Here is a 22,245-nt window from a genome sequence, read left to right as displayed (position 1 = left end):
AGGAAATCCACCTGTGCCAAGCCTTGATTTGTAGGCCTTAAATTTCGCAAGATTGAGGGTTCGTTCTGCTGTTACCGTTCTTGAGCTGGGAGAGTGGGAGCTGCTTCTTAAAGCCCATCTGGGACAGAGACACGCGATGGTTCCATAATGCATATTATCTGATAACTGGGTGATGCGCTGTGTTGGGTGACTCGGGTTTTCCACGTCGGCGAAACTGCATATCCCCTTCGCTTTGACGACAGCGCACGGTATCTCTACCGCGCGCTGTCAACGTCTTTTTACGTTGCTCCACTGACCGTCATAAGGTTCACTTGAACCCCGACGACCCCGCAGCCCGCTGGTGACTAGTTCCGCTTGGCGCGCCCGGGCTGTGCATTGCTGTCTTGCAGCAAGGTCGCCTGATCGGCGACAATCGCAGACGCCTCGTTTTTCAGGACGTCCTTGGCATTCTTGCGCGCATCCTCAAGAGCGATCTCAGCACTCAAGCTACGTTCATTTGCTTGCAGACCATCGTCTTCGCTGCCGACCAGGCCATTGTTGATCTGCTCGCGAGCCTTCAGACGACTGGCGACGGCTGCGAGTTCTGCCCGGCGTTCGGCCTCGTTGAGCGAGATGACCTTTTTCTCGCGCTGCTGCTTCAGTTCGGCAGCGTCCTCGATGAACCGCTGGAAATCCGGGTCATCCTTGATTCGGGCTTCGTGCTGGGTCTGCAGTTGTGGCAGAACCAATGCGACATTTCCGACTGCGGCATATTTGGCAGGCTTGATACGTGTCCATGGGAGCGCATTGTCATAGCTCGCCTCACCCAGCGTCTTCGGGTCAGAAAGGCCCGGGAGGCTGATATCCGGCGTCACACCGCGAAGCTGGGTCGTACCGCCATCGACGCGGAAGAACTGGGCGATGGTCAGTTTCAATTCGCCGTATTTCGATTCGCTGCTGCGCGTCGCCTGATCGAGATCCACGACGGTCTGCACGGTTCCCTTGCCGAAGCTGGGCTCGCCGATCACAACGCCTCGACCATAATCCTGGATAGCTGCAGCAAAGATCTCGGAGGCCGAAGCCGAACCGCGGTTGATGAGCACGCCGACCGGGCCCGCCCAAGCGGGAGCAGACCGATCGTCCTTCAGGATTTCAACCTTACCCTTGGCATCGCGCTGCTGCACGACCGGTCCCTTGCCGACAAAGAGCCCGGTGAGTTCAATCGCTTCAGACAGGGATCCGCCTCCGTTATCGCGCAGGTCAATCAGGACGCCATCAACGTTTTCCTGTTTGAGTTCAACGAGCAGCTTGGCGACATCGCGGCTGGCGCTCTTGTAGTTCTTCTCGCCTTTGCGTCTCGCTTCGAAGTCCTCGTAAAAGGCAGGCAGAGTGATCACGCCGATGCGGCGGGTGACACCTTTGTCCTCGACCGGAATAATGCTTTTCTGGGCTGCCTGTTTTTCGAGACTAACCCGGTCGCGCACGAGGCTGATAACCCGATGGCTTCCGGTCTCACCGGTATCTGCAGGCAGCACGTCCAGACGGACGACAGAATCCTTCGCGCCACGGATCATCTGCACAATTTCGTCGAGGCGCGTACCCACGACGTCCTTCATCGGGCCATCTTCACCTTGCGCAACGCCTGCGATGCGATCGCCGACAGCGAGCTTGCCGGAGAGCTGCGCCGGGCCGCCAGGCACGAGTTCACGGATCGTGGTGTAACCGTCACGTTCTTGCAGAACCGCGCCGATACCGACGAGAGACAGGCTCATGGAGATGTCAAATTCAGCCGCTGCCCTCGCCCCGAAATAGTCCGTGTGCGGGTCAACCGACGTCGTGTAGGCAGCCATGAAAGACTGGAATACATCGTCGCTCTTATAACGGTAGGTCCGATCAAGGACGTTCTGGTAGCGCTTGTCGAGCGTCTCGCGGATCGTCGCGTCCTGGGAGCCCGCCAGTTTCAGGCGCAGCCAGTCGCTTTTCACACGCTTGCGCCAAAGGTCGTTGCTTTCCTGTTGCGACTGCGGCCACGGCGCGTCGTCTCGCAGCACGGAATACTCTTCCCGCTGGGTGAAGTCGAAACCCTGCTTCAGCAACTCACGTGCATAGGTCAGGCGCTCTGAAACGCGCTGCGAATAAACGTTGAAAATCGAGAAGGGAAGCTTCAGGTCCTCGTCCTCGATCGCATCGTCGATCTTCTTGCTGTTCGCGGCAAAGCTGTCGATATCGGATTTGAGAAAAAAGCTCCGGTCCGGATCCAGCGACTTGATGAAGCTGTTCATGATCTTGACCGACAGCGCGTCGTCCAGCGGTACGGGCTTGTAGCTGTAGCGGCCGAGAAACTGTGCGCTGATATTGGCCGCCTGTGCCTGCCGATCGAGCGGAGCCAAGACGGGGGGTGTGCCCGGTTCCAAGGCATAGGCTGCTGGTGCGATGGCAAGAAGTAGACCAAGGAAAGAATATCTCAGACGCATTCCGCTATGTTCCAATTGCGATGTCGGTTCGTTTTGCGCAATGGTGGTGCAACAATGATCGAGTTTTGGCAACTGTCTGGGTGTGCAATATTGCGTGTCCATCGCAAGAACCAGGACGAACGGCGTGCGCGGAGGGCCGCTGATTCCTGCAGAATGTCGTTCGCGGGCGTTCGGTCGTCAGGCTTCAATGCATGATCTTCTGAAGACCGCGCGGCAATCTATTCATGCATTCCGTGCTGTCAGAGGTCACAAGGAACTGGTCCTCGATCATCAGGGCACCAAAGCCATTCCCGTAGAAGGGCGTCTCGAGCGCCACCACCATGCCCGGCTGGATCAGTTCCTCATTTCCCATCGAGAAAAATGGCCATTCCTCGATGCCGGCACTGCCGCCGACCGAATGCCCGAAATGCCCACGATGATATTCGCTCAATCCCCCACGGCGGATGGCGGCCGTGACAACCCGATGCACCGCGCCGAATGTATTGCCGGGCCGGATCTGCTCGAGGCCCGCTTCAAATGCCTCGAGGAGGATCTTGTCGAGATCGTTCGCGAGCGGCGACGCCTCGCCGTAGACGAAGGTTCGTGCGCTATCGGAAGAATATCCCTCCACCAGCGTTCCCACATCTGCCTTGATGAGCGCACCCGGAACAACCGTTGCGTTCGCGTCTGAAAGATCCGGGCCAACGGAGATGTAGTCCCATGACCCGGACAGGCTGACGCCCTTCCCTATTGCGAACGCCTTCGCGCCGGATTTCCAAGCGTCGGAAAGCGATTTTACAGAGGAGCCAGGCCGTATGGCCTCGACCATTCTGACGATGCCTGCCTCTGCCGCATTGGCCGCAAGACGCAATCGAGCGATCTCGACCGGCGTCTTCACCGAGCGCAGGCGGCGCAGAACCGCAGATCCATCGGTCAACAAGGCGCGGGGCAGATGGTGCTTCAGCGCGGCAAAATCGGCGGCGGGCATGAACTCCATGTCAACGCCAAGACGGGCCTCAGATAGACCGCGCTCACGAAGCAGTTCCCCCAGCAGGCCGAAGGACACTTCGCGATCAAAGGTTTCAGGCCTTTCCCCCGTCGACCCACCTCGGCGATAGCACTGGTCGATTTGCGCGATGGAGCCGGCGTCCGTTGTATCGACGGTGTCGATCCAGATCCGATGACTGCGCAACTCGACATCATGTGCGGATTTGCGGATGCTTGGCAGGGCGTGATCGCTGACGACGGCGGCAAGCGCGAGCCCCGCATCCGCGGGGACAAAAGCGATTGCTGCCCCTGCCCTGCCCCACATCGTTGCGACGCCAGCGGGTGCGCCGATTGCGTAGCGGAATGCCTCGGGTTGGAATAGCAGCAGGCCGTCAAGATCGGCCTCTTGCATCAATCGCTCTGCCCTGTCCCGATCGATATCGCCCACTGCCTGTCCCCGTCGTCCGTAAAGATGCACCCCATGACATGGCGCACCGGACATCGGCCGGTCAAGATGCGGTGGCTCAACCCGTCGGCATATGTGTTTGTCGAACGTTCGATCCCGGTAGCGTCTGGGGATTGCGAACGTGCCGGGGATCGCGCAGCACCGAGATCGAGCAAACGATCAGTACGAATATGCCCACGAAAATTAGACCGGGCCGAAGACGAAAACTGTTCACCGAGTATAGGCCTTGTTGCTTCTCACTCAGGCAATGATGACGAACGAAGCTGACTCCCAGCTGAAGGGTGGCCGTTGGTCTAGGGCATTCAGGTGCGTGTCAGGATCCGATGCAAATCCGTGGCAATCGAGTTCGCCGAGGATCAACCAGTGCCGATCTACAGTCTGTCCAGAACCGCACCTCCTTTCTTCCGCCCGCGGATGGGTAGCGTTACCCTGGCTGTGACAGGTGCGCTCTATCTGGCGGCCTTTACCAACCGGATGTTTCTCACGCGGGCTTTCGCCTATTTCGACAGTCACCTCGCCTTTGCTGCCTTCATACTCGGTCTCGCATGCCTTTTCGCAGCGTTGATCGTATCGTTGTCGCTCAAGTATGTCCTGAAGCCGGTTCTGGTCTTTCTTTTCGTGAGCGCTGCTGCGGGCTCCTGGTTCATGGACAGGTTCGGAACGATCATCGACGTCGACATGATCCGCAACGCCGTCCAGACGACGTCGTCCGAAGCCGGGCATCTGTTGACACCGGCCTTCGTGCTGCACATGGCTGTTTTCGGTATCCTGCCATCGCTTCTGGTCTGCTGGGTCAAGATCGAACACAGGCCTTTCTTCGGCAAAGTTTTGTGGAACAGCGCAGCAATCGTTCCACTTCTGCTGGTCGCGCTCGCCTGCGGAATGAGCAGCGCTCGCAGCATTGCCTCGGTCACGCGGCTTCACAAAGACCTGATGATGACACTTAACCCCTTCGTGCCGATCGGCAATGCCATCGGCTTTGCCATGGCGACCGGCGAGGACGAAACCGTCGTCGTGAAATCGCTCGGGACCGATGCCCGCGTCATCGCTCCGACATCCTCCGGCCGACCGCGCGTCGTGGTGATCGTTGTCGGCGAGACGGCCCGTGCCGAGAATTTTTCGCTCGGTGGCTACGGCCGCGACACCAATCCGGAGCTCGCCCGCCGAGACATTACCTACTTCAAGGAAACATCAAGCTGCGGCACGGCAACAGCGGTTTCCGTGCCCTGCATGTTTTCCAACCTGACACGGCGCGGCTATTCCCATCGTGCCGGCCTCGCGAATGAAAATCTGCTCGATGTCCTTGGTCACGCGGGTGTCAAAACGGAGTGGTGGGACGACAACACCGGCAGCAAGAACGTTGCAAGCCGTACCGCCTACCACTCGTTTTCCGATGCCAACGATCCCCGCTACTGCAAAGACAGGGAGTGCCTCGACGAGGGGATGGTCGCGGCACTCGATGGCTGGCTCTCGACAGTCAAGGGCGACAGCGTCCTGGTCCTCCATCAGATGGCAAGTCATGGCCCCGCCTATTCTGAGCGCTATCCCAAGTCCTTTGCCCGCTTCAAGCCGGAATGCCGCAATGCTGAACTGGGCAATTGCAAAACCGATGAGATCGTCAACGCCTATGACAACACGATCCTTTACACCGACCACATCCTCGCGTCGGTTATCGACAGTTTGAAGGCGCGTCAGGACGTCATCGCTCCAGCCATGATCTACATGTCCGATCACGGCGAGTCGCTCGGTGAGCATGGCCTTTATCTGCACGGCGCTCCGTATGTCGTTGCGCCATCGCAGCAGACCCACGTGCCCTTTGTGCTGTGGCAAGGGTCGGAGTTGAAAACCACGACCGATCCGCAATGCCTCTCTTCCCGAGCGGCTGCACCCGCCTCACATGACAATCTGTTTCACACCGTACTGGGAATGATGTCCGTTCGGACTTCGAGCTACAAGCCGGACCTTGACGTAATGGCATCATGCCGGCGGGTGAGAGACAGTAGCGGCGTTGCCAGCGCGCGTGCAGACTTCTGACCCGTTCGACACTGGTGGTAGTCCGGTCAGACAGTTCTTCTCGATATCGATTGCTGGGTTGGCAACAGGACTCTCGTGCTTCGCTTGTGTGCGCACGATTGTCGCTCCACTTCCTGAGATTTCCGGCTATTCTCGCCTCCGGATCGCCGAAGCGAATGGCAAAGGGATGGAGCAGACTGCTTGAGAGTTCTTCTGGTCGAGGATGACGTGACACTTGGGGAAGCAGTGCGCGACCATGTGGCGAGCGCCGACCATGCCGTCGACTGGACCAAGACGCTTGACGCTGCAGAGAGCGCCCTCTCGACGACCGGCTACGGTCTTGTCCTTCTGGATCTGCGCCTGCCGGATGGCAGCGGCATCGCGCTTTTGAAACGCCTGCGCGCCAAGGGTATTACCACGCCGGTAATCATTCTGACGGCACATGACCAGATTTCAGATCGCATCGAAGGATTGAACAGCGGTGCAGACGACTACCTTGTGAAGCCTTTCAACCTGGGTGAGCTGACGGCGCGCATGTTGGCGGTCAGTCGCCGTTACAGCGGCCGTCCGGTTTCGCTTCTTCGCGTGGGCGATCTCGAGATCGATGCGACCGACCGCCGCGTTACCGCAACGGGCACCGTCATCGAACTTTCCAGCCGAGAATGGGCCGTGCTTGACGCGCTGTCGTCTCGTGTCGGCGCGGTCGTTTCCAAATCACAGATCGAGGAAGCGCTTTACGCCTTCGGCTCGGAAATCGAGAGCAATACCGTCGAAGTCTATGTCAGCCGCTTGCGCAAGAAGCTTGGCCGCGACCACATCACAACACTGCGCGGAATTGGATATCGGCTAGGGTAGATCGATGAGCATGCTTCTTTCCAAGACGGCGCCTTCCATGACCCGGCGTTTGATTTTGTGGCTGACCGTGGTGATGGCGTTTCTCTGGCTGCTTGCCGTGGGCCTCGGCCTCGTTGTGATGGAAGAGGAGCTCGCCGAAATTTTCGATGGCACTCTGCAGGATACGGCCGAAAGACTGGTTCCCCTTGCCGTCGACGACCTTGAACATCGCAGCCTCGTCGGCGCCTCCCCCCAACAACTACAGACCGCGAGTTCGAGCGGCGAACGGGAGTACCTGATCTATCAGGTGAGAGACACGGCCGGCCGGATCTTGATCCGGTCCCATGATGCGCCGGCAGAACCTTTCGAGGCGCCGCTGAAGGCAGGGCTATGGCGAAACGACACCTATCAATTTTATACCGCGGCGAATGGCGATCGGAGTGTCTTCGTGCAGGTCGCCGACGCTTTCGAAAACAGAGAAGAAGCGCTTCGCGAAGGCGCCATGGCACTGTTTCTGCCACTTCTGCTGCTCATTCCCGTCTGCGGAATGGCGATCTGGTTCGTGGTGCGGCGAGCTGTCCGTCCCGTCGGTGCGTTGCGCGAGGAGATCGAAACCAAGGACGGCGGCAACACCGAGCCGATCGACGCGACGGCGCTTCCGAAAGAGTTGATGCCGATTGCCGCATCGGTCAATCGGCTGATGCAGCGCCTGCGCACAGCACTTGATGCGGAGCGTGAATTTACCGCCAACAGCGCCCACGAGCTGAGAACGCCGATTGCGGGCGCGCTGGCGCAGACCCAGATGCTGGTCGCCGAACTTGTGGGAAACCCTCATCGCCGGCGTGCCGACCAGGTTGAAGCCTCACTGACGCGACTGAGCCACCTTGCGGAAAAGATGCTGCAACTGTCTCGCGCGGAGGCGGGCATCGGCCTCGCCGACCACGCCGTCGATCTCGGTCGTGTTCTGGACATGGTGGTGACCGATTTTCAGCGCGGCATGGCCGATCCCGACCGGCTGGTCCTCCGCCATCCAACTGGCGCGCGCCTGACGGCGCCGGTGAGCGAAGACGGGTTCGCGATCGTGCTGCGCAATCTGATCGAAAACGCACTCATTCACGGGACACCGGATAAACCGGTCGAGGTGTTTCTTGAGGATGGTGGCCCAGTGCGCATTACCAACGGATCGCCGGTTATGAGTGCGATTGAACTTGCCGCCATTCGCAAGCGCTTCGGGCGTGGCCGGACCGAAGCCGAAGGCTCCGGTCTCGGTCTTTCAATTGTGGACCGACTACTCGGTCAGATGAACGGACAGTTGATCCTCGCATCTCCGGCGACAGGACGCTCCGACGGTTTCGAAGCGCGGATAGAACTGCGCCATCTCTAGGAAATCGACGAGCTCGTTCACATCGGAGGCACGACGCCGTTGGTGCCAACAACGACCCGACCGCTCGACATGGAGCCATCGGCCGCCTTTTCCGATGGCACAAACACAGTCGCGCCTGCCTTGATATCCGCTTCGACTGCTGACGCGAACGTCACGATCGGTGTGCCCTCAGGGATCGAGATCTTTTTCTCCTGGCCATTGTACGTCACGGTGACCGTGTGGCCATCGACGGATTTGACCGCATCGGCAACCGTCGCATTGGTCATCGAGCTGTTCGGCTTCAGATCCCAGGCGTAGCTGCCTTCACCGGTGCCTTTCATCGCCGCCGGGAAGATCAGAACTTCAAGAGCGCCATCACCGCCATCGGCAGTCGGCAACGAGGCGATCCCTACAAAGTCACCAGGCTTGATGTCATCGATAGAGGCCTTGGCAACGCTCGACACCTTCCAGTCATCCTTGAGCGTGATCTTGGCATTCGTGCCTTCGCGGGTTTTGACAGACAGGGTCTTGCCTTGAAGGCTCTCGACTGTACCACGGACCCGGACGGTGTCTGCCGCAAAGGCCGAAACACCGAGCGTGACGGCGATCAGTGCGCCTGAGAGTATCGTAAAGCCGGTTCTGGAAATGGAGGACATGGTCTCTTCCTTTTTGAAACCCTTAAGGTCGTGTCGTGCTGCCGGTGGATTCGGGTTGGAAATCCTCCGACCTTCGCCGAGCGCGGCACGATGCCGGCGCGGAATTGTTGTCGCGCAGAGGCGACAGATCAGTCTCTCGCCCTCATCGGCCACCTGACGATGCCCGCCGCAAACAGGGCGATCCAGATCAGAACAGGCTGTAACGGCAATCGGACCATGTGATAAAGCCACTGCCACTGCGAGACGTCTGGCGCAGTCAGGCTGGTAACTGCGTGCTTGATATTGGCAGGAAACACGCAGGCTGCGTAAAGCGCCAGGCCAATGCCCGCATACCGACGGGACCACGGAACAAGCAATCCGATCGCGCCTGCGATCTCGCAGAGGCCCGTTACAAGAATCACCTCCGGTGCATCAGGGACCCAGCTGGGTGTGATGCTGAGAAACGGCCGCGGCACGGTGATATGCAGGACGCCCGCTGCGGCATAGAACAGGAATAGGCCCAACCGGCACCGACGGCGCCAGACGGTCAGGTCCTGTCCGTCGCGTTCCCTGGCGGGTTCAATCCTTTGCATCTGCCGCTATCCGTCGCTCCACCGACCTTGCAATGGAGGCTAAGTCCTTGCGTCGGCCCGCAACGCTTTCTATGGCAGCCACCGCCAGATCCCTCGCGATGTAGTCGGACTTGTGCCCGAGCTTGTGGACGACGATCAGTTTTGCGCCGCGGATATCGCGCGCCAGATGTTTGGCATGGATTTCGGGAGATACGATCTCATCGGCATCACCGGTGATGATCACTGTCGGCGCCTTGATCTTCGGATATTGTCGCGAGGCGGTACGTGCCCAGTCGCTGAGCGCCGAGATTTCCCGCGCATTATGGCGAAATGCGGTTGGGCTCAGCGCCTGAAACGCATTGGTCTCGGCAATATAGCCGGCGGGGACAGGGTTGGGAGAGAAGACTGCGCTCGCCGCACCCTTGATCGCCAGCAGCCCCACCGGTGGAACGACGAGCGCACTGAAGACCTGGCCCGTGACAGGGGCTGTGGCTGCAGAATAATACCATGCGACGCTGCCGTCCCAGGGGTAGACCGCCGGCGACAGGAAGACGAGACCGGACACCATGTCCGGATGCCGAACTGCAAATGCTGCGGCGATGGCGCCCCCGAAGGAATGGCCGACGATAATGGCCTTGCCGATCCCCCGCTTCCTCATCAGTTGCGCGACGGCATCAGCCTGGCCATCCGGAAGGATATTCTGTTCGCCTCCGATATCGGAACTGCCATGTCCCGGTCGGTCGACGAACAGCAGTCGCGCCCTGCCCTGCAACGTCTTCCTGAACGAAAAGAGGGGATCTTTCAGGCTCGTGCTCGCACCATGGAGAAAAACGATCGGGGGAAGATCCGCTTTTTTGTCCGGCTCGATCAGAACGCTGTTGAGTTTGTAACCGCCGACATCGATCCGGACCGCTTGTGGCACATGGTCATCGGCCGTCACCTGCCGCGCGCCGACGATGCCGAACGCCGCGAGCGCAAACCCCAGAAGCAAGACAATCTTTTGCATTAGTCCTCAATGCGTTTCGCCGAAATGAGCATTTCGCTCCTACTACGCGCTCGGGACAAGGAAAGTTTCAGTCCGGAATGATCAAAGGCGCAAGAGGCGCCCATAGTCGCAACACGCCGCGTTTGACAGCGGCGACGACGGGCGCGTTGCGGCGGATCGCATCTTCGGCCGTTTCTGCGGCAACAAGAATGAATTCGGCCTTCGCCCCCACAGCGATCGGTGGCGCCAGCATCCCCGTGATCTTCTCCGCATCTGTCGACACCATCTCGAAAACGCTGTGCATATCAGCTGCCGTCGAGAGCTGATCGAGATTGGCGTAGAGGCCTGCCATCCGAAGCAGTGAGGCGTCGCCGTACGGTGTGAACGGGTTTTGCACATTGTTGGTGGCGAGCGCGACATCCACCCCGAAGCGCTTCATCTGGGCTGCCGGAGCGATCCCGCGCGGCCGCATCGGGTTGTCGCGCGATCCGTTCAAAAACGCGTCTGTCGCGGGCAAGACGACGAGAGCGATACCGGCCTCGGCCATGCTCCGCGCCATCCTCTCACGCTCGTCAGGGTCGAAGGCTGCAAGCTTCGTTGCATGGCCGACAGTGACACGCCCACCCAAGCCGAAGGCTTCGGTCTGCCTGATGATCTCGGGCAAAATGGAATTTCCGGGATCGAGATCGAAGTCGGCGTGGAAGTCGACATCAACGTTGTAACGACGGGCAAGGCCGAAGATGAGCTCGACATGGGCAACGGGATCAGGGTCCGTATAAGGACATCCGCCAATCAGATCCGCACCCATCTTCATGGCTTCGTGAAGAAGGTCGATGGTTTCAGGCTCGTTGGTCAGGCCTTCCTGCACGAAGGCGCAAAGCTGGACGTCGATGAGACCCGACCATCTGCGCTTCAGCCGCAGCAGACCTTCCAGACTTCGAAGACCTGCGCGTGGATCCACCTCGACGAAGCTGCGCATGCGCTGCGTACCCGCACGCACAGCCAATTCCAAGACTTGCGCGCCGCGCGCTTCGACATCCTCTGCGGTAAAGCTGCGTTTCGCTTGCGCCGTCAGCCGAACGGCTTCAGCAAGGGTCCCCTCGCACAGCGGGCAGCGGCCAAGGATCATCGCCTTGTCGAGATGGACATGCGCATCCGTCAGTCCCGGCAGGATCAGCACCCCTCCAGCATCGAGACGCGGCGACGATAGCTGTGCGGTCTGCTCTCCGATCGCGACTATCACGCCGTTCGAAACACTCAGCGACATGCCTTGGCGACCGTCCGCTAATCTCAGATTGTCGATGATAAAAGTACTCTGCCCGACAACGCTCATGAGACCACGCTGAGTAAACCGCTTCACAAAGACCAGACGTCGTTACCCGCCCATCACCCAACAATGCAAATATCCCATGTCGCATTGCAACGCGAGTGTTTCTCAGAGCGGCTGCGGGGAGTTGCGTTGGGTGTAACGGTCCGGAAATCGGCTTGTTGGGACGATTGCGCGGCGCAGTCTAGCTCACTGGCTCACAAGTCTGGACGTTCGCAATTTGGGCTAGAGCAAGATTTTCATTGTTTCACGGTTTCGTGATGGCCGGTCTGAAATCCGGGTTCGATAGGGCGAGATGCTCGTTGATGCAGTGGATCTGCGATGGATGAGCCCGCCTCGGGAGGTTTTCCGGCCCATGTAAATTGGATTTTTTGATGGACATCCACATCTCCCGCTCTACAAACAGGTCATGGACGGGCTGCAGATGCGCATAACGAATGTGCGTCTGAGCGCGCTTTTAGTGCGTGACGTCTGACTTGATACAATCCTCGCGATACGCTGATCGGATTGGTTCTTCGCCGGCGATGGCTATATCGCCCAAATAAAATACACGGACGACCTCTGGCCGGAAAGCCTATGCTTCCGCCGTAGAGTAGATCCGACTGTCTAGGAGAATGCCCGCGCTACCGAGCCCGGGCCAAATTTTTAATGGCTTATGCAACTGAAAATGACGCGCCGCTCGAAGCGACACCGACCAAGATCAGTCTAAACAACGTCTACAAAATCTTCGGCGAGCGGCCTGACAAGGCCTTGGACATGATCCGCGCCGGCAAGACAAAATCCGAAATCCATTCAGCGACCGGTTGCTCCGTCGGTGTCAACGACGCGAGCTTCGAGATCAAGGCTGGCGAGATTTTCGTGATCATGGGCCTGTCCGGCTCCGGAAAATCCACCCTCCTTCGTCTGCTGAACAGGCTCATCGAGCCGACATCCGGTGCGATAAAAATCGACGGGCGTGACATCACCCAGATGTCGCGCAAGGAACTGATCGATCTGCGGCGCCGCGATATCAGCATGGTGTTCCAGTCCTTCGCGCTTCTGCCCAACCGTACCGTGCTCAACAACGCTTCCTTCGGTCTCGAGGTCGCAGGCGTCAACGAAGCCGAGCGTCGGCAGAAGGCTCTCGTTGCTTTGAAGGCCGTGGGCCTCGACGGTTACGAGGACAGCCTTCCGGATCAGCTGTCCGGCGGCATGAAGCAGCGCGTCGGCCTTGCCCGTGCGTTGGCCAGTGAACCGACCATTCTTCTCATGGACGAAGCCTTCTCGGCACTTGACCCGCTCATCCGGACCGAGATGCAGGACGAGTTGGTCCGTCTTCAGTCCGAACAAAGCCGCACGATCGTCTTCGTCAGCCACGATCTCGACGAAGCCATGCGGATCGGCGACCGTATCTGCATCATGCAGAACGGCAGCGTCATTCAGGTCGGCACGCCGGACGAAATCGTCATGAGCCCGGCCAATGATTACGTCCGCTCCTTCTTCCGCAATGTTGATGTCAGCCATGTCTTCAAGGCCGGCGATGTTGCCCGCAAGACCCAGGTCACGATCATCGACCGTCAGGGTGTATCGGCCGCCGCCGCACTCGAACGCATGAAGCACTTCGACCGCGAATACGCGATCATTCTTGGTCGCGACAAGACCTACCAGGGAATGGTCAGCCAGACATCGCTTGTCGAAAAGCTGCGCGCCAAGGCGGATGATCCCTACCGCGGAGCGTTTCTCACCGGGATCGAGACAATCGCAGCCGACGAACCGCTGTCGAACGTTCTCGGCACGGTCGCCGCCAGCGCCTGGCCGGTCCCCGTCATCGATGACGCCAAGCGCTATCTCGGATCGATCAGCAAAACGACGCTGCTCGAAACGCTCGACCGCGCCAGCTGATTTCCATTCACGACCTTAGAATTGTTGCAGCGCCCTGCCGGTCCACGATGCAGGCGGCGCTGTAGCCGGCCAGAAACCGGAGACAGACATGAATTTCAACATCGGCGACGGCATCGATACAGCCGTCAACTACATCCTCGACAACTTCTCCCCCTTTCTCGATCTGATCGCGTCGGCGATCGGCTTTGTGACCGGGACGATCCAGGATGCGCTGCTTGCGCTCCCGATGCCCGTCGGCATTGCCATCTTTGTCGCGCTATCCCTCTGGCGGGTCGGCCTCGGCTTCGGCCTGCTGACCGGCATCGCACTTTGGCTGGTGGACCACATGGGTCTTTGGAGCGCCATGATGGAGACGCTTTCCCTGGTGATCGCGTCCACGCTGATGGCGATGATCATCGGCCTGCCGCTCGGCATTGCCATGGCGCGCAAGGATAGTGTCGCAGCCATCGTCCGGCCCATCCTCGATCTGATGCAGACCATGCCGGCGTTCGTCTACCTCATTCCGGCAGCGATGTTCTTCGGGCTTGGAGCGGTACCGGGTGCCATCGCCACGGTGATCTTTGCAATGCCGCCTGTCGTGCGACTGACCAATCTTGGCATCCGCCAGGTACATCACGAGTTTATCGAGGCAGGCAACGCGTTTGGCTGCACCTCGACGCAGCTTCTGTTCAAGATCCAGCTTCCCAATGCCCTGCCCTCGATCATGGCCGGTATCAACCAGACGATCATGCTGTCGCTGTCGATGGTCGTCATCGCTTCGATGATCGGCGCCGGCGGGCTCGGCAACACGGTCCTGACCGGTATCCAGCGCCTGGATGTGGGCACAGGCTTCGAGGGCGGTCTTGCCGTCGTCATCCTGGCCGTCATTCTCGACCGGATCACCCAGAGCCTCGGCCAGAAATCCAGAAAGCCGAACGCCCTCTGGCGCGCGCTTTCCAAGAGAAACGAGCGTGAGGACATGGTGACGGCAACCGCCTGATCCAGTCCTTCGCCGAACCGTGCGGGTGATGAACCCGCAATTGCAAACCTCCCAAAAAGGAGACTACATGTTCAAGACCCTCGCAACCCTCGGGCTCGCCGCCACCCTCATCGGTGGATCTGTGACCGCAACGATGGCGCAGGACGCCAAGCCGGTAAAGATCGGCTGGTCCGCTTGGTCCGATGCTGAATTTGTCACCAAGCTCGCCGCCAAGCTCATCAAGGATGAACTCGGCACGGAAGTCGAGCTGGTACAGTCCGATGTCGCTCCGCTCTACCAGGGTGTCAGCCGCGGCGATCTCGACGCGATGATGATGGCCTGGTTGCCGCAGACCCATGCGGACTATTACGACAAGGTGAAGGACAAGGTCGAAACGCTCGGTACCGTCTATGATGGCGCAAAGCTGGGCTGGGTCGTTCCGGCCTATATCCCGGAAAGCGAGATCGCTTCGATCGAGGATCTGAAGAAGCCTGAAGTGCAGAAGAAGCTTTCCGGCATCGTGCAGGGCATCGATCCGGGAGCAGGTCTGACTCGGTTGTCAGAAAAGGCCGTGAAGGATTACGGTCTCGACGACTACAAGCTGCAGATCTCCAGTGAGGCGGGCATGCTGACGACGGTCGATCGCGCCATGCGCAGCGAAAAGTGGTTCGTCGCCACGTCCTGGAGCCCCCATTGGATGTTCGGCAAGTACAAGCTTCGTTACCTGACCGACCCCAAGAAATCGTTGGGTGAAGCAGAGCATGTCGACGTTCTCGCCCGCAAGGATTTCAAGACCGAAAATCCGAAGGTTGCCGGCTTCCTCTCGCGCATGAAGCTGCCGATCGCTGATCTCGAAGCGGGGATGTTTACCGCGCAGGAGACGTCCTACGACGAAGCGGTCGCAAAATACATCAAGGACCATCCGGATCAGGTCAAGGCCTGGGTTGGAGAAGAAGGCTGACATAGGCCTCGGGCTTCGCGGTTATCCGCGGAGCCCTTTTGCTACTTGATGCCAGCGTCCAGTTGTTAGGAGCAGACGATGTTTATTGACGGAACGGATCTCGACCAGGCTACCGGCGATACGCTCGGCGGGCGTATCTCGCTGGCACGCGACGCGACTGATCTTTCGGTAGATGATGCCGCCCACATGTCCGGTGTTGACCGGAGTGTTTGGGAGGCCTGGGAGAACGACCGTGACGCACCGATCGCAACCGATCTCGAGATCGTCGCACGCTCCCTGCAGGTAAGTTTCGGCTGGTTGATCACCGGCCGCGGTGTCGGGCCGAAGTGGGACAGCTAGACTGTCAGCGTTGAAGCTCTACCAGAAGCGGAATTACCGCACGTTCAGGCCCGTACGACGAGCTGCAACCCGCTCGACGGCGGAGAGCGTGTCGTAGATGAGGATCGCAAGAGCGCCGACGATCAGGCCGCCTTGCAGGATAAAGGCGAGATTGTTGGCCTGCAGGCCGGCGATGATGACTTCGCCCAAGGTTTTTGCGGCAACGGTCGAACCGATCGTGGCCGTGGCGAGACTGATCACGACTGACAGACGGATACCGGCGAGGATGACGGGTGTGGCGAGCGGCAGCTCGACCTTGAACAGCCGCTGCAACCCGGTCATGCCTGTCCCCCGCGCTGCCTCCATGACGGAGGGCGGAAGGGTCGTCAGCCCCGTCAGTGTGTTTTCAAAAATCGGCAGCAACCCGTAGAGAAAGAGCGCGACGAGCGTCGGTTTTTCACCAAAGCCCAGCGTTGGAACCGCGAGCGCCAGCACCGCTACTGGCGGGAAGGTTTGCCCGATATTCACGAGGCCCCGCGAGAGCGGCAAAAACTCGGCGCCGATCGGCCGCGTCACGAGAACTGCCATGGGAACAGCCACAAGAATCGCTGCTGTCGTGGCGATGGCGACCGTCCTCAAATGCAGAAGCGTCAGTGTCAGAAGACTTCCCTGATTGTAGATCGCGGGCGCATTCTGCTGAACCAGTGGGCGCAGGATGGGATCGAACAATTCGGGCATCAGCAGGAACGTCAGCAGAAGAACGAGCAGTAACGCCCGCAGCATGAGAGGAAGCCACGCTCTCATGCCAGACCCGCCGCGCGCTTCGAAAGTCCTTCGACCGAAACAGAGCCGATGATCCGCCCATCGGATGCGCGAACAGGCAATGCCTGCTGTCCCGTCCACAAAAGCTTTGACAGCGCTTCTCGCTGGCTCATGTCTTCGGACAGTGGTTCCCCTGTCGCTTGTTTGGGCTCGAGGGCCTCACGGATAGTCTGCATCGACAGGAGCCGGAACGGCCGCTCCGTATCGCCAATCAGCGTCTCGACGAACGGGGTCGCAGGCTGTCGAACCAGTTCGACAGGCGCGCCGTATTGAACGACCCTGCCCTTGTCCATCACCGCGATCCGGTCCGCCAGATGAAAGGCCTCGTCCATATCGTGCGTGACGAGAACGATGGTCGTGCCTAGCACTTTTTGAATGCTGATAAGGTCTTGCTGGGCCTTGGCGCGAATGATCGGGTCGAGAGCGCCGAACGGCTCATCCATCAGGAGCACGTTGGGTTCAGCCGCAAGAGCGCGTGCCACGCCGACGCGCTGTTGCTGCCCGCCGGAGAGTTCATGCGGAAAACGCGCCGCGAAATCGGCGGGGTCGAGCTGGAAGAGTTCGAGCAGCTCTTTTACTTTGGCGTCGATGCGGGGCCGGTCCCAGCCAAGCAGACCCGGAACAGTGGCGATATTCTGCGCGACGGTTCGATGCGGAAAAAGCCCGTGTCCCTGGATCGCGTAGCCGATCCTGCGCCGCAGTTCGAACCCCGGCAGGTCGCGATTGTCGACGCCGTCGAGCTTGATGGTTCCAGAGGTCGGTTCCACGAGCCGGTTGATCATCCGCAGAAGCGTGGTCTTGCCGGAGCCGGACGTTCCGACAATGACCGTTACCGTGCGCGGTTGGATCGTCATAGTCACTGTGTCGACAACCGTATTGTCGCCGTAACGCTTGGTGAGGGTCTCGATTTCGATCATGCGGCTTTGCCTCGAGTGCCAACAGGGGCGTTCAGTTCGACGAGTGCGTCCAATACGGTGGCTGCGGTGAAGGCGAGCACGACGGTGGGTACGGCGCCCAGGAGCACAAGATCCATTGCCGTCTGGCCGACGCCCTGGAAGACGAAGACGCCGAACCCGCCGCCGCCGATCAGGGCCGCAATGGTCGCAAGCCCGATATTCTGAACCAGAACGATGCGGATACCGGTCAGGATGACGGGCATGGCGAGCGGCAGTTCGATGCCGAACAGGCGTTGGCGCCCGGTCATGCCGACTCCGCGGGCCGCCTCGTTTGCTTCCCGGGGCACGCCTTCGAGTCCCACGACGGTGTTGGCGACAACAGGCAACAGGGAGTAGAGGAACAGCGCCACGAACGCGGGTGCAGCGCCAATGCCGCGTATGCCGATCGCGGCCGCACCCGGCACGTTGATGGCGATCCAGCCGAGCGGCGCGATGAGAATGCCGAACAGGGCAATCGACGGGATCGTCTGGACGAAGTTCAGCGTGTTGAGAATGCCGGCACGCAAGGACGTGACTCGGTGGGCAAGAACGCCGAGGGGAAGACCGACGACGACGGCAGCAATCAGCGATCCGATCGCCAATGTCACATGTTTTCCCGCTTCCTGCCAGAAGACGTCGGCGCGGCCCGCATATTCCCTGATGATGGAAAGTCCGTCCCAGAGACCCGAAGACAGGACGAGCGCGATGCCCGCTAGGCTGACCGCCAGCAAGGCGATCCGAACGACGGGTGTTGGCCGCAGTCTGGCGATCGCATCGGCGGCGAGCAGAGCGAAGGCAAGCATCAACAGCCAGGCACCGGAGGCCGGCGAAACACGAGCATAGGTATTGCCGTCCGGCGTCAGAAACGACGCGGCGGAACCGACGGAGATGGCCAGTCCCGCGAGAACGGCCGCCGCAGCCGACAGCCTCAGATAAAGAGGTGTTTTGAAGAGTGTGATGAGGATCGCGACGCTGATAACGACGACGAAGGAGATCGACGTGGATGGCGGCAGGGATTCCCAGAGAGACTTCCCCTGCCCCGGCACGATCCGGTTGGGACGGAAAATCATGAGGGGCGCGAAGAAGGCAGCGTAGACCGCCAGCAGCGCCACGACGACACCCAGCTTATCGAGGCGAAGCTTCAATCCGATCCTCCTTGGCCCCCGGATGATGCATCCCTCCCTTTCGGGAGGAACGCATCAAGCAGACAGTGTTACTTCAGAAAGCCGTTCTTCTTCAGAAAGTCTTCGGCAACGGCCTTCGGCGGTTCGCCACCGAGCTGTACGCGACCGTTCAACTCCTGGAGCGTCACAAGATCGAGCTTTTCGAAGACCGGCTTCAGAAGCGTTTCGATCTGCGGATGCTCCTTCAGAACCGCTTCACGGATGATCGGAGCCGGCTGGTAGACCGGCTGGACGCCCTTGTCGTCTTCCAGAACGACGAGACCTGATGGCGCAATGCCACCGTCCGTGCCGTAGACCATCGCCGCATTGGCGCCGTTGGTCTGGTTTGCAGCTGCTGCGATCGTGGCAGCGGTGTCGCCGCCGGACAGCGTGATCAGCTGGTCGGACTTCAGCGTGAAGCCGTAGGTCTTCTGGAAGGCCGGAAGGGCTGCAGCCGAGTTGACGAATTCCGAGGAGGCAGCCAGAACGACCTTACCGCCGCCAGCAACATAGGAGCCGAATTCGCTAAAGGTCTTGATCTTGCCTTCGTCCGCGACTTCCTTGCGGATGGCGACCGCCCAGGTGTTGTTTGCCGGAGACGGGGTCAGCCAGACAATCTTGTTTGCATCGTAATCCAGCTTCTTGGCCTCAGTATAGGCCTTTGCCGCATCCTTCCAGGCCGGGTCTTCGGCTTTTTCGAAGAAGAACGCCGCATTGCCGGTATATTCCGGATAGATGTCGATTTCGCCAGCGGTAATCGCCTTGCGCACGACAGGTGTGGCGCCGAGCTGAACGCGATCCGTCGTCTTGATGTCGTTTGCGTTCAGGATGGACAAAATGATGTTGCCGAGGACGCCGCCCTCGGTATCGATCTTTGATGATACGACGACTTGCGCCGATGCCGTGGCCGCAGATGCGGCAATGGCGAATATGGTTCCGATCACGATCTTGGGCAGGTGCACGGCCGGTATCTCCCTGTTTACAACTAGTCTTGCCTCGCGCGCCCAACCGCAATCGTCCGGACGCAAACGCCTATATATGCCGCCGGTTCAAGAAGAATAGTGGAGCAACGTCACGTCGGTCATTTGCGGTATGCCTCGTCCTGAAACCGAGGCCGTATGCCGTCTCCGGATCCGACAGCCGCTCGGAAACGACTGCCCGGCGGGAGGAACGATCGCGCCTTCTTCGAGTTATGTCGATGCCGCCCCTAGCATCCCTTTCAGCGAACATTTCGGAGGCCCACCCATGGCAGACAACATCAGCAATCCTGAAGGCAAAGGCCCTGCAGGTGGTTGGGGCTCGGTAAAGTCGATTTTCCGGATCTACGGCGAGAGTTCGCCTCCACCAGCGTTTCTCGAAACGTTGTCTCGCCAAAACAAGCCGGGCGGATTTATGTGCGTCTCCTGCGCCTGGCCAAAGCCCAAGAACTATCACCCCTTCGAGTTTTGCGAGAATGGTGCCAAGGCCACCATGTGGGACCTGACCAACTCCCGTTGCGGACCTGATTTCTTCAAGAAGCATACGGTGGAGGAGCTGAAGGGCTGGAAAGACCACGATCTGGAGATGACAGGTCGCCTTACCCATCCTCTCCGCTTCGACCACGCGACCGGACAATACGTAGAGGCCACCTGGAACGAGGCGTTCCAAAAGATCGGCGCAACGCTAAAGCGCCTGGAGAAGAAGAGCGTAGTCTTCTATTCGTCCGGCCATGCCGGACTGGAAGCATCCTACCTCTATGCCTTGCTGGCACGCGCCTACGGCAACAACAACCTGCCGCAGAGCTCGAACATGTGCCACGAGACGACGTCCGTCGGCCTCACCAAGGTCATCGGCTCGCCGGTCGGAACCATCGTATGGGAAGATTTGGAAAAGACCGACGCCTTCTTCTTCTTCGGCCAGAACCCGGGCACCAACAGTCCACGTTTCCTGCATCCGCTGCAGGAAGCCAAAAAGCGCGGCGCGAAGATCGTCACATTCAACCCTGTCATCGAGCAGGGTCTCGTGTCGTTCGTGAACCCGCAAAATCCGCTCGACATGGTCACGGGCAATGAGACCAAGATATCCGATCAGTATCTGCAGGTGCAGGCCGGTGGTGACGTCGCTGCCATGCTGGGTCTCTGTAAGACCGTCGTCGAGGCCGATGATGCAGCGGTTGCCGCTGGCCGGGCGCGTGTTCTCGATGTCGATTTCATCGCCGAGCATACGACGGGCTTCGACAAGTTCATCGAATGCGTTCGCGATACTCTTTGGTCGGACATTGTGCGTGAAAGCGGGCTCACGGAGGCTGATCTGCGCGAGGCAGGCGCGACTTATATTGCCGCCAAGCGCGTCATCGGCGTCTATGGAATGGGACTGACCCAGCACTCGCAGGGCGGCCTCAACATCGCGATGCTAGTCAACCTTCTTCTCCTGCGCGGCAATATCGGCCGCGAGGGTGCCGGTTGCTGTCCGGTGCGTGGCCACTCGAACGTTCAGGGCCAGCGGACCGTCGGCATCGCCGAAAAGACCAAGCTCATCCCGATGGACAAACTGAAGGAACTGTTCGATTTCGATCCTCCGACCGAGGACGGAACGCACATCGTCGATGCGGTCAAAGGCATGATGGCAGGAACCATTCGCGCCACGATCTCACTCGGCGGCAATCTGCTTCGAGCCGTGCCGGATCAGGTCGATATGGAGCGGGTCTGGGCCGAGCAGGAGCTGACGGTCATGGTCTCGACGAAGCTCAACCGCAGCCATCTGTTTCCGGGCAAGGAGGCCTGGATCCTGCCATGTCTCAGCAGAACCGAGATCGACATGCAGGCGACCGGAAATCAGTCCGTCACGACGGAAGACAGCTTCTCCCACATTTCCGGATCGATCGGAAAGCGCACGCCGGCATCCAAGCAACTCCAGAGCGAACTTGCAATCGTGACCGGCATCGCCAAGGCAACCCTCGACCATAACCCGAAGCTGAAATGGGACGAATGGACGCGGGACTACAGCCTCGTTCGCAATCTCATCGAGGCAACCTACCCCGACGACTTCAAGCATTACAACCAGCGCATGTTCGAGCCCGGCGGCTTTTATCGCGGCAATGATGCACACGAACGGAAGTGGAATACCGAGGAAAAGAAAGCGGTCTTTACAACGCCGCATCAGCTCAACGCGTTGTCGTTCGAGGATGCGCCTGGTCGGTTCCGGCTGATCACGATGCGATCCAACGACCAGTTTAACACAACGATCTATGGCTATTCGGATCGATTCCGCGGCATTGAGGGTACGCGAGACGTGCTTCTAATGTGTCCGGAAGACATCGCTGCAGCAGGACTTCGGGAAGGTCAGGTCGTATCGCTCGTCAGTGACTTCGAAGACGGCAAACATCGCGAACTTAGCGGGCTGACGGTCAGAGCGCACAAGCTTCCGCGCGGCACGATCGGCGGGTACTACCCCGAATGCAACGTGCTGAACGCAATCGACCATCACGACGAGATGTCCAAGACGCCGGCGTCCAAGGCAATCCCGGTAAAAATCGTCAGCCACTGATTCCGAAAGCGAGTACCGTCCGGTACAGTGCCCGCCACGCCAGGTAAACCCGGTTTGGCGGGCACACT

18 protein-coding genes are annotated in these 22,245 nt (G+C 59.6%); 8 read left to right on the top strand and 10 right to left on the bottom strand.

Annotated elements, in window-relative coordinates:
* Positions 1-344: 344 nt before the first annotated feature.
* Positions 345-2,453: a carboxy terminal-processing peptidase gene (locus tag G6K99_RS20645; protein WP_174197713.1), complete on the bottom strand. Its 2,109-nt coding sequence runs from the start codon at positions 2,451-2,453 to the stop codon at positions 345-347.
* A 184-nt stretch (positions 2,454-2,637) separates the two neighbouring features.
* Positions 2,638-3,867: a M24 family metallopeptidase gene (locus G6K99_RS20640; RefSeq protein ID WP_174197712.1), complete on the bottom strand. Its 1,230-nt coding sequence runs from the start codon at positions 3,865-3,867 to the stop codon at positions 2,638-2,640.
* A 381-nt stretch (positions 3,868-4,248) separates the two neighbouring features.
* Here G6K99_RS20640 and G6K99_RS20635 point away from each other — a divergent pair, with 381 nt between their 5' ends.
* The 3 genes from G6K99_RS20635 (at position 4,249) to G6K99_RS20625 (ending at position 8,116) form a co-directional block, all read left to right on the top strand.
* Complete coding sequence (locus G6K99_RS20635; RefSeq protein ID WP_371816255.1) at positions 4,249-5,919, top strand: phosphoethanolamine transferase; 1,671 nt, start codon at positions 4,249-4,251, stop codon at positions 5,917-5,919.
* A gap of 180 nt (positions 5,920-6,099) precedes the next feature.
* Positions 6,100-6,753 (top strand): response regulator, encoded by a 654-nt coding sequence (locus G6K99_RS20630; RefSeq protein WP_113165382.1) that lies wholly within the window; start codon positions 6,100-6,102, stop codon positions 6,751-6,753.
* 4 nt (positions 6,754-6,757) lie between these two features.
* A complete protein-coding gene (locus G6K99_RS20625; protein WP_371816254.1) occupies positions 6,758-8,116 on the top strand; it encodes an ATP-binding protein in 1,359 nt (452 codons plus the stop codon).
* Positions 8,117-8,133: 17 nt separating this feature from the next.
* On the opposite strand, the gene G6K99_RS20620 is transcribed toward G6K99_RS20625, so the two are convergent.
* The 4 genes from G6K99_RS20620 to G6K99_RS20605 all read right to left on the bottom strand — a co-directional run bounded on the left by G6K99_RS20620 (position 8,134) and on the right by G6K99_RS20605 (position 11,554).
* The gene (locus G6K99_RS20620) at positions 8,134-8,751 is read right to left on the bottom strand and encodes a hypothetical protein (protein ID WP_062460469.1); all 618 of its coding nucleotides are present in this window, start codon (positions 8,749-8,751) and stop codon (positions 8,134-8,136) included.
* A gap of 128 nt (positions 8,752-8,879) precedes the next feature.
* On the bottom strand, positions 8,880-9,323 hold the full coding sequence (locus G6K99_RS20615) for a DoxX family protein (RefSeq protein ID WP_174197711.1): 444 nt from the start codon (positions 9,321-9,323) through the stop codon (positions 8,880-8,882).
* Positions 9,310-10,308: an alpha/beta fold hydrolase gene (locus G6K99_RS20610; RefSeq protein ID WP_174197710.1), complete on the bottom strand. Its 999-nt coding sequence runs from the start codon at positions 10,306-10,308 to the stop codon at positions 9,310-9,312. Before G6K99_RS20610 ends, G6K99_RS20615 begins: the two co-directional genes overlap by 14 nt.
* Positions 10,309-10,375: 67 nt before the next feature.
* Positions 10,376-11,554, bottom strand: coding sequence for an amidohydrolase family protein (locus G6K99_RS20605; protein WP_202048839.1), 1,179 nt, complete (start codon positions 11,552-11,554; stop codon positions 10,376-10,378).
* A 708-nt stretch (positions 11,555-12,262) separates the two neighbouring features.
* Between G6K99_RS20605 and proV the strand changes: the two genes are divergently transcribed.
* The 4 genes from proV (at position 12,263) to G6K99_RS20585 (ending at position 15,753) form a co-directional block, all read left to right on the top strand.
* On the top strand, positions 12,263-13,495 hold the full coding sequence (proV, locus tag G6K99_RS20600) for a glycine betaine/L-proline ABC transporter ATP-binding protein ProV (RefSeq protein WP_062459769.1): 1,233 nt from the start codon (positions 12,263-12,265) through the stop codon (positions 13,493-13,495).
* An 88-nt stretch (positions 13,496-13,583) separates the two neighbouring features.
* Positions 13,584-14,474, top strand: a complete 891-nt coding sequence (locus G6K99_RS20595; protein WP_174197708.1) for a proline/glycine betaine ABC transporter permease — start codon at positions 13,584-13,586, stop codon at positions 14,472-14,474.
* A 67-nt stretch (positions 14,475-14,541) separates the two neighbouring features.
* On the top strand, positions 14,542-15,414 hold the full coding sequence (locus G6K99_RS20590; RefSeq protein ID WP_174197707.1) for a glycine betaine ABC transporter substrate-binding protein: 873 nt from the start codon (positions 14,542-14,544) through the stop codon (positions 15,412-15,414).
* 78 nt (positions 15,415-15,492) lie between these two features.
* The gene (locus G6K99_RS20585) at positions 15,493-15,753 is read left to right on the top strand and encodes a helix-turn-helix domain-containing protein (protein WP_174197706.1); all 261 of its coding nucleotides are present in this window, start codon (positions 15,493-15,495) and stop codon (positions 15,751-15,753) included.
* 33 nt (positions 15,754-15,786) lie between these two features.
* Here the strand turns inward: G6K99_RS20585 and G6K99_RS20580 are convergent, their stop codons facing one another.
* From G6K99_RS20580 to G6K99_RS20565, 4 genes are all read right to left on the bottom strand, one after another.
* On the bottom strand, positions 15,787-16,536 hold the full coding sequence (locus G6K99_RS20580; RefSeq protein ID WP_092663031.1) for an ABC transporter permease: 750 nt from the start codon (positions 16,534-16,536) through the stop codon (positions 15,787-15,789).
* Entirely contained in the window at positions 16,533-17,471 is a 939-nt protein-coding gene (locus G6K99_RS20575; RefSeq protein ID WP_174197705.1) for an ABC transporter ATP-binding protein, read from the bottom strand. Before G6K99_RS20575 ends, G6K99_RS20580 begins: the two co-directional genes overlap by 4 nt.
* Positions 17,468-18,634 (bottom strand): ABC transporter permease, encoded by a 1,167-nt coding sequence (locus G6K99_RS20570; protein WP_174197704.1) that lies wholly within the window; start codon positions 18,632-18,634, stop codon positions 17,468-17,470. The genes G6K99_RS20575 and G6K99_RS20570 overlap by 4 nt, the downstream gene beginning before the upstream one ends.
* 68 nt (positions 18,635-18,702) lie before the next feature.
* Positions 18,703-19,614 (bottom strand): ABC transporter substrate-binding protein, encoded by a 912-nt coding sequence (locus G6K99_RS20565; RefSeq protein WP_062578000.1) that lies wholly within the window; start codon positions 19,612-19,614, stop codon positions 18,703-18,705.
* A gap of 283 nt (positions 19,615-19,897) precedes the next feature.
* On the opposite strand from G6K99_RS20565, the gene G6K99_RS20560 reads away from it, so the two are divergent.
* Positions 19,898-22,177: an FdhF/YdeP family oxidoreductase gene (locus G6K99_RS20560; protein WP_174197703.1), complete on the top strand. Its 2,280-nt coding sequence runs from the start codon at positions 19,898-19,900 to the stop codon at positions 22,175-22,177.
* Positions 22,178-22,245: the final 68 nt, after the last annotated feature.

The organism is Neorhizobium sp. AL 9.2.2, assembly GCF_013317225.1.
Classification (GTDB): domain Bacteria; phylum Pseudomonadota; class Alphaproteobacteria; order Rhizobiales; family Rhizobiaceae; genus Neorhizobium; species Neorhizobium soli.
The sequence above is the reverse complement of the archived record's forward strand: the minus strand, read 5'-3'. Positions and strand labels throughout refer to the sequence as shown.

What these genes read in the sequence shown, in the direction of transcription:
- G6K99_RS20625 (WP_371816254.1), top strand. Translation starts at nt 6,758, where the DNA reads ATGAGCATGCTTCTTTCCAAGACGGCGCCTTCCATGACCCGGCGTTTG.
- G6K99_RS20620 (WP_062460469.1), bottom strand. Translation starts at nt 8,751, where the DNA reads ATGTCCTCCATTTCCAGAACCGGCTTTACGATACTCTCAGGCGCACTG.
- G6K99_RS20585 (WP_174197706.1), top strand. Translation starts at nt 15,493, where the DNA reads ATGTTTATTGACGGAACGGATCTCGACCAGGCTACCGGCGATACGCTC.
- G6K99_RS20645 (WP_174197713.1), bottom strand. Translation starts at nt 2,453, where the DNA reads ATGCGTCTGAGATATTCTTTCCTTGGTCTACTTCTTGCCATCGCACCA.
- G6K99_RS20575 (WP_174197705.1), bottom strand. Translation starts at nt 17,471, where the DNA reads ATGATCGAAATCGAGACCCTCACCAAGCGTTACGGCGACAATACGGTT.
- G6K99_RS20595 (WP_174197708.1), top strand. Translation starts at nt 13,584, where the DNA reads ATGAATTTCAACATCGGCGACGGCATCGATACAGCCGTCAACTACATC.
- proV (WP_062459769.1), top strand. Translation starts at nt 12,263, where the DNA reads ATGGCTTATGCAACTGAAAATGACGCGCCGCTCGAAGCGACACCGACC.
- G6K99_RS20605 (WP_202048839.1), bottom strand. Translation starts at nt 11,554, where the DNA reads ATGTCGCTGAGTGTTTCGAACGGCGTGATAGTCGCGATCGGAGAGCAG.
- G6K99_RS20610 (WP_174197710.1), bottom strand. Translation starts at nt 10,308, where the DNA reads ATGCAAAAGATTGTCTTGCTTCTGGGGTTTGCGCTCGCGGCGTTCGGC.
- G6K99_RS20615 (WP_174197711.1), bottom strand. Translation starts at nt 9,323, where the DNA reads ATGCAAAGGATTGAACCCGCCAGGGAACGCGACGGACAGGACCTGACC.
- G6K99_RS20590 (WP_174197707.1), top strand. Translation starts at nt 14,542, where the DNA reads ATGTTCAAGACCCTCGCAACCCTCGGGCTCGCCGCCACCCTCATCGGT.
- G6K99_RS20560 (WP_174197703.1), top strand. Translation starts at nt 19,898, where the DNA reads ATGGCAGACAACATCAGCAATCCTGAAGGCAAAGGCCCTGCAGGTGGT.
- G6K99_RS20580 (WP_092663031.1), bottom strand. Translation starts at nt 16,536, where the DNA reads ATGAGAGCGTGGCTTCCTCTCATGCTGCGGGCGTTACTGCTCGTTCTT.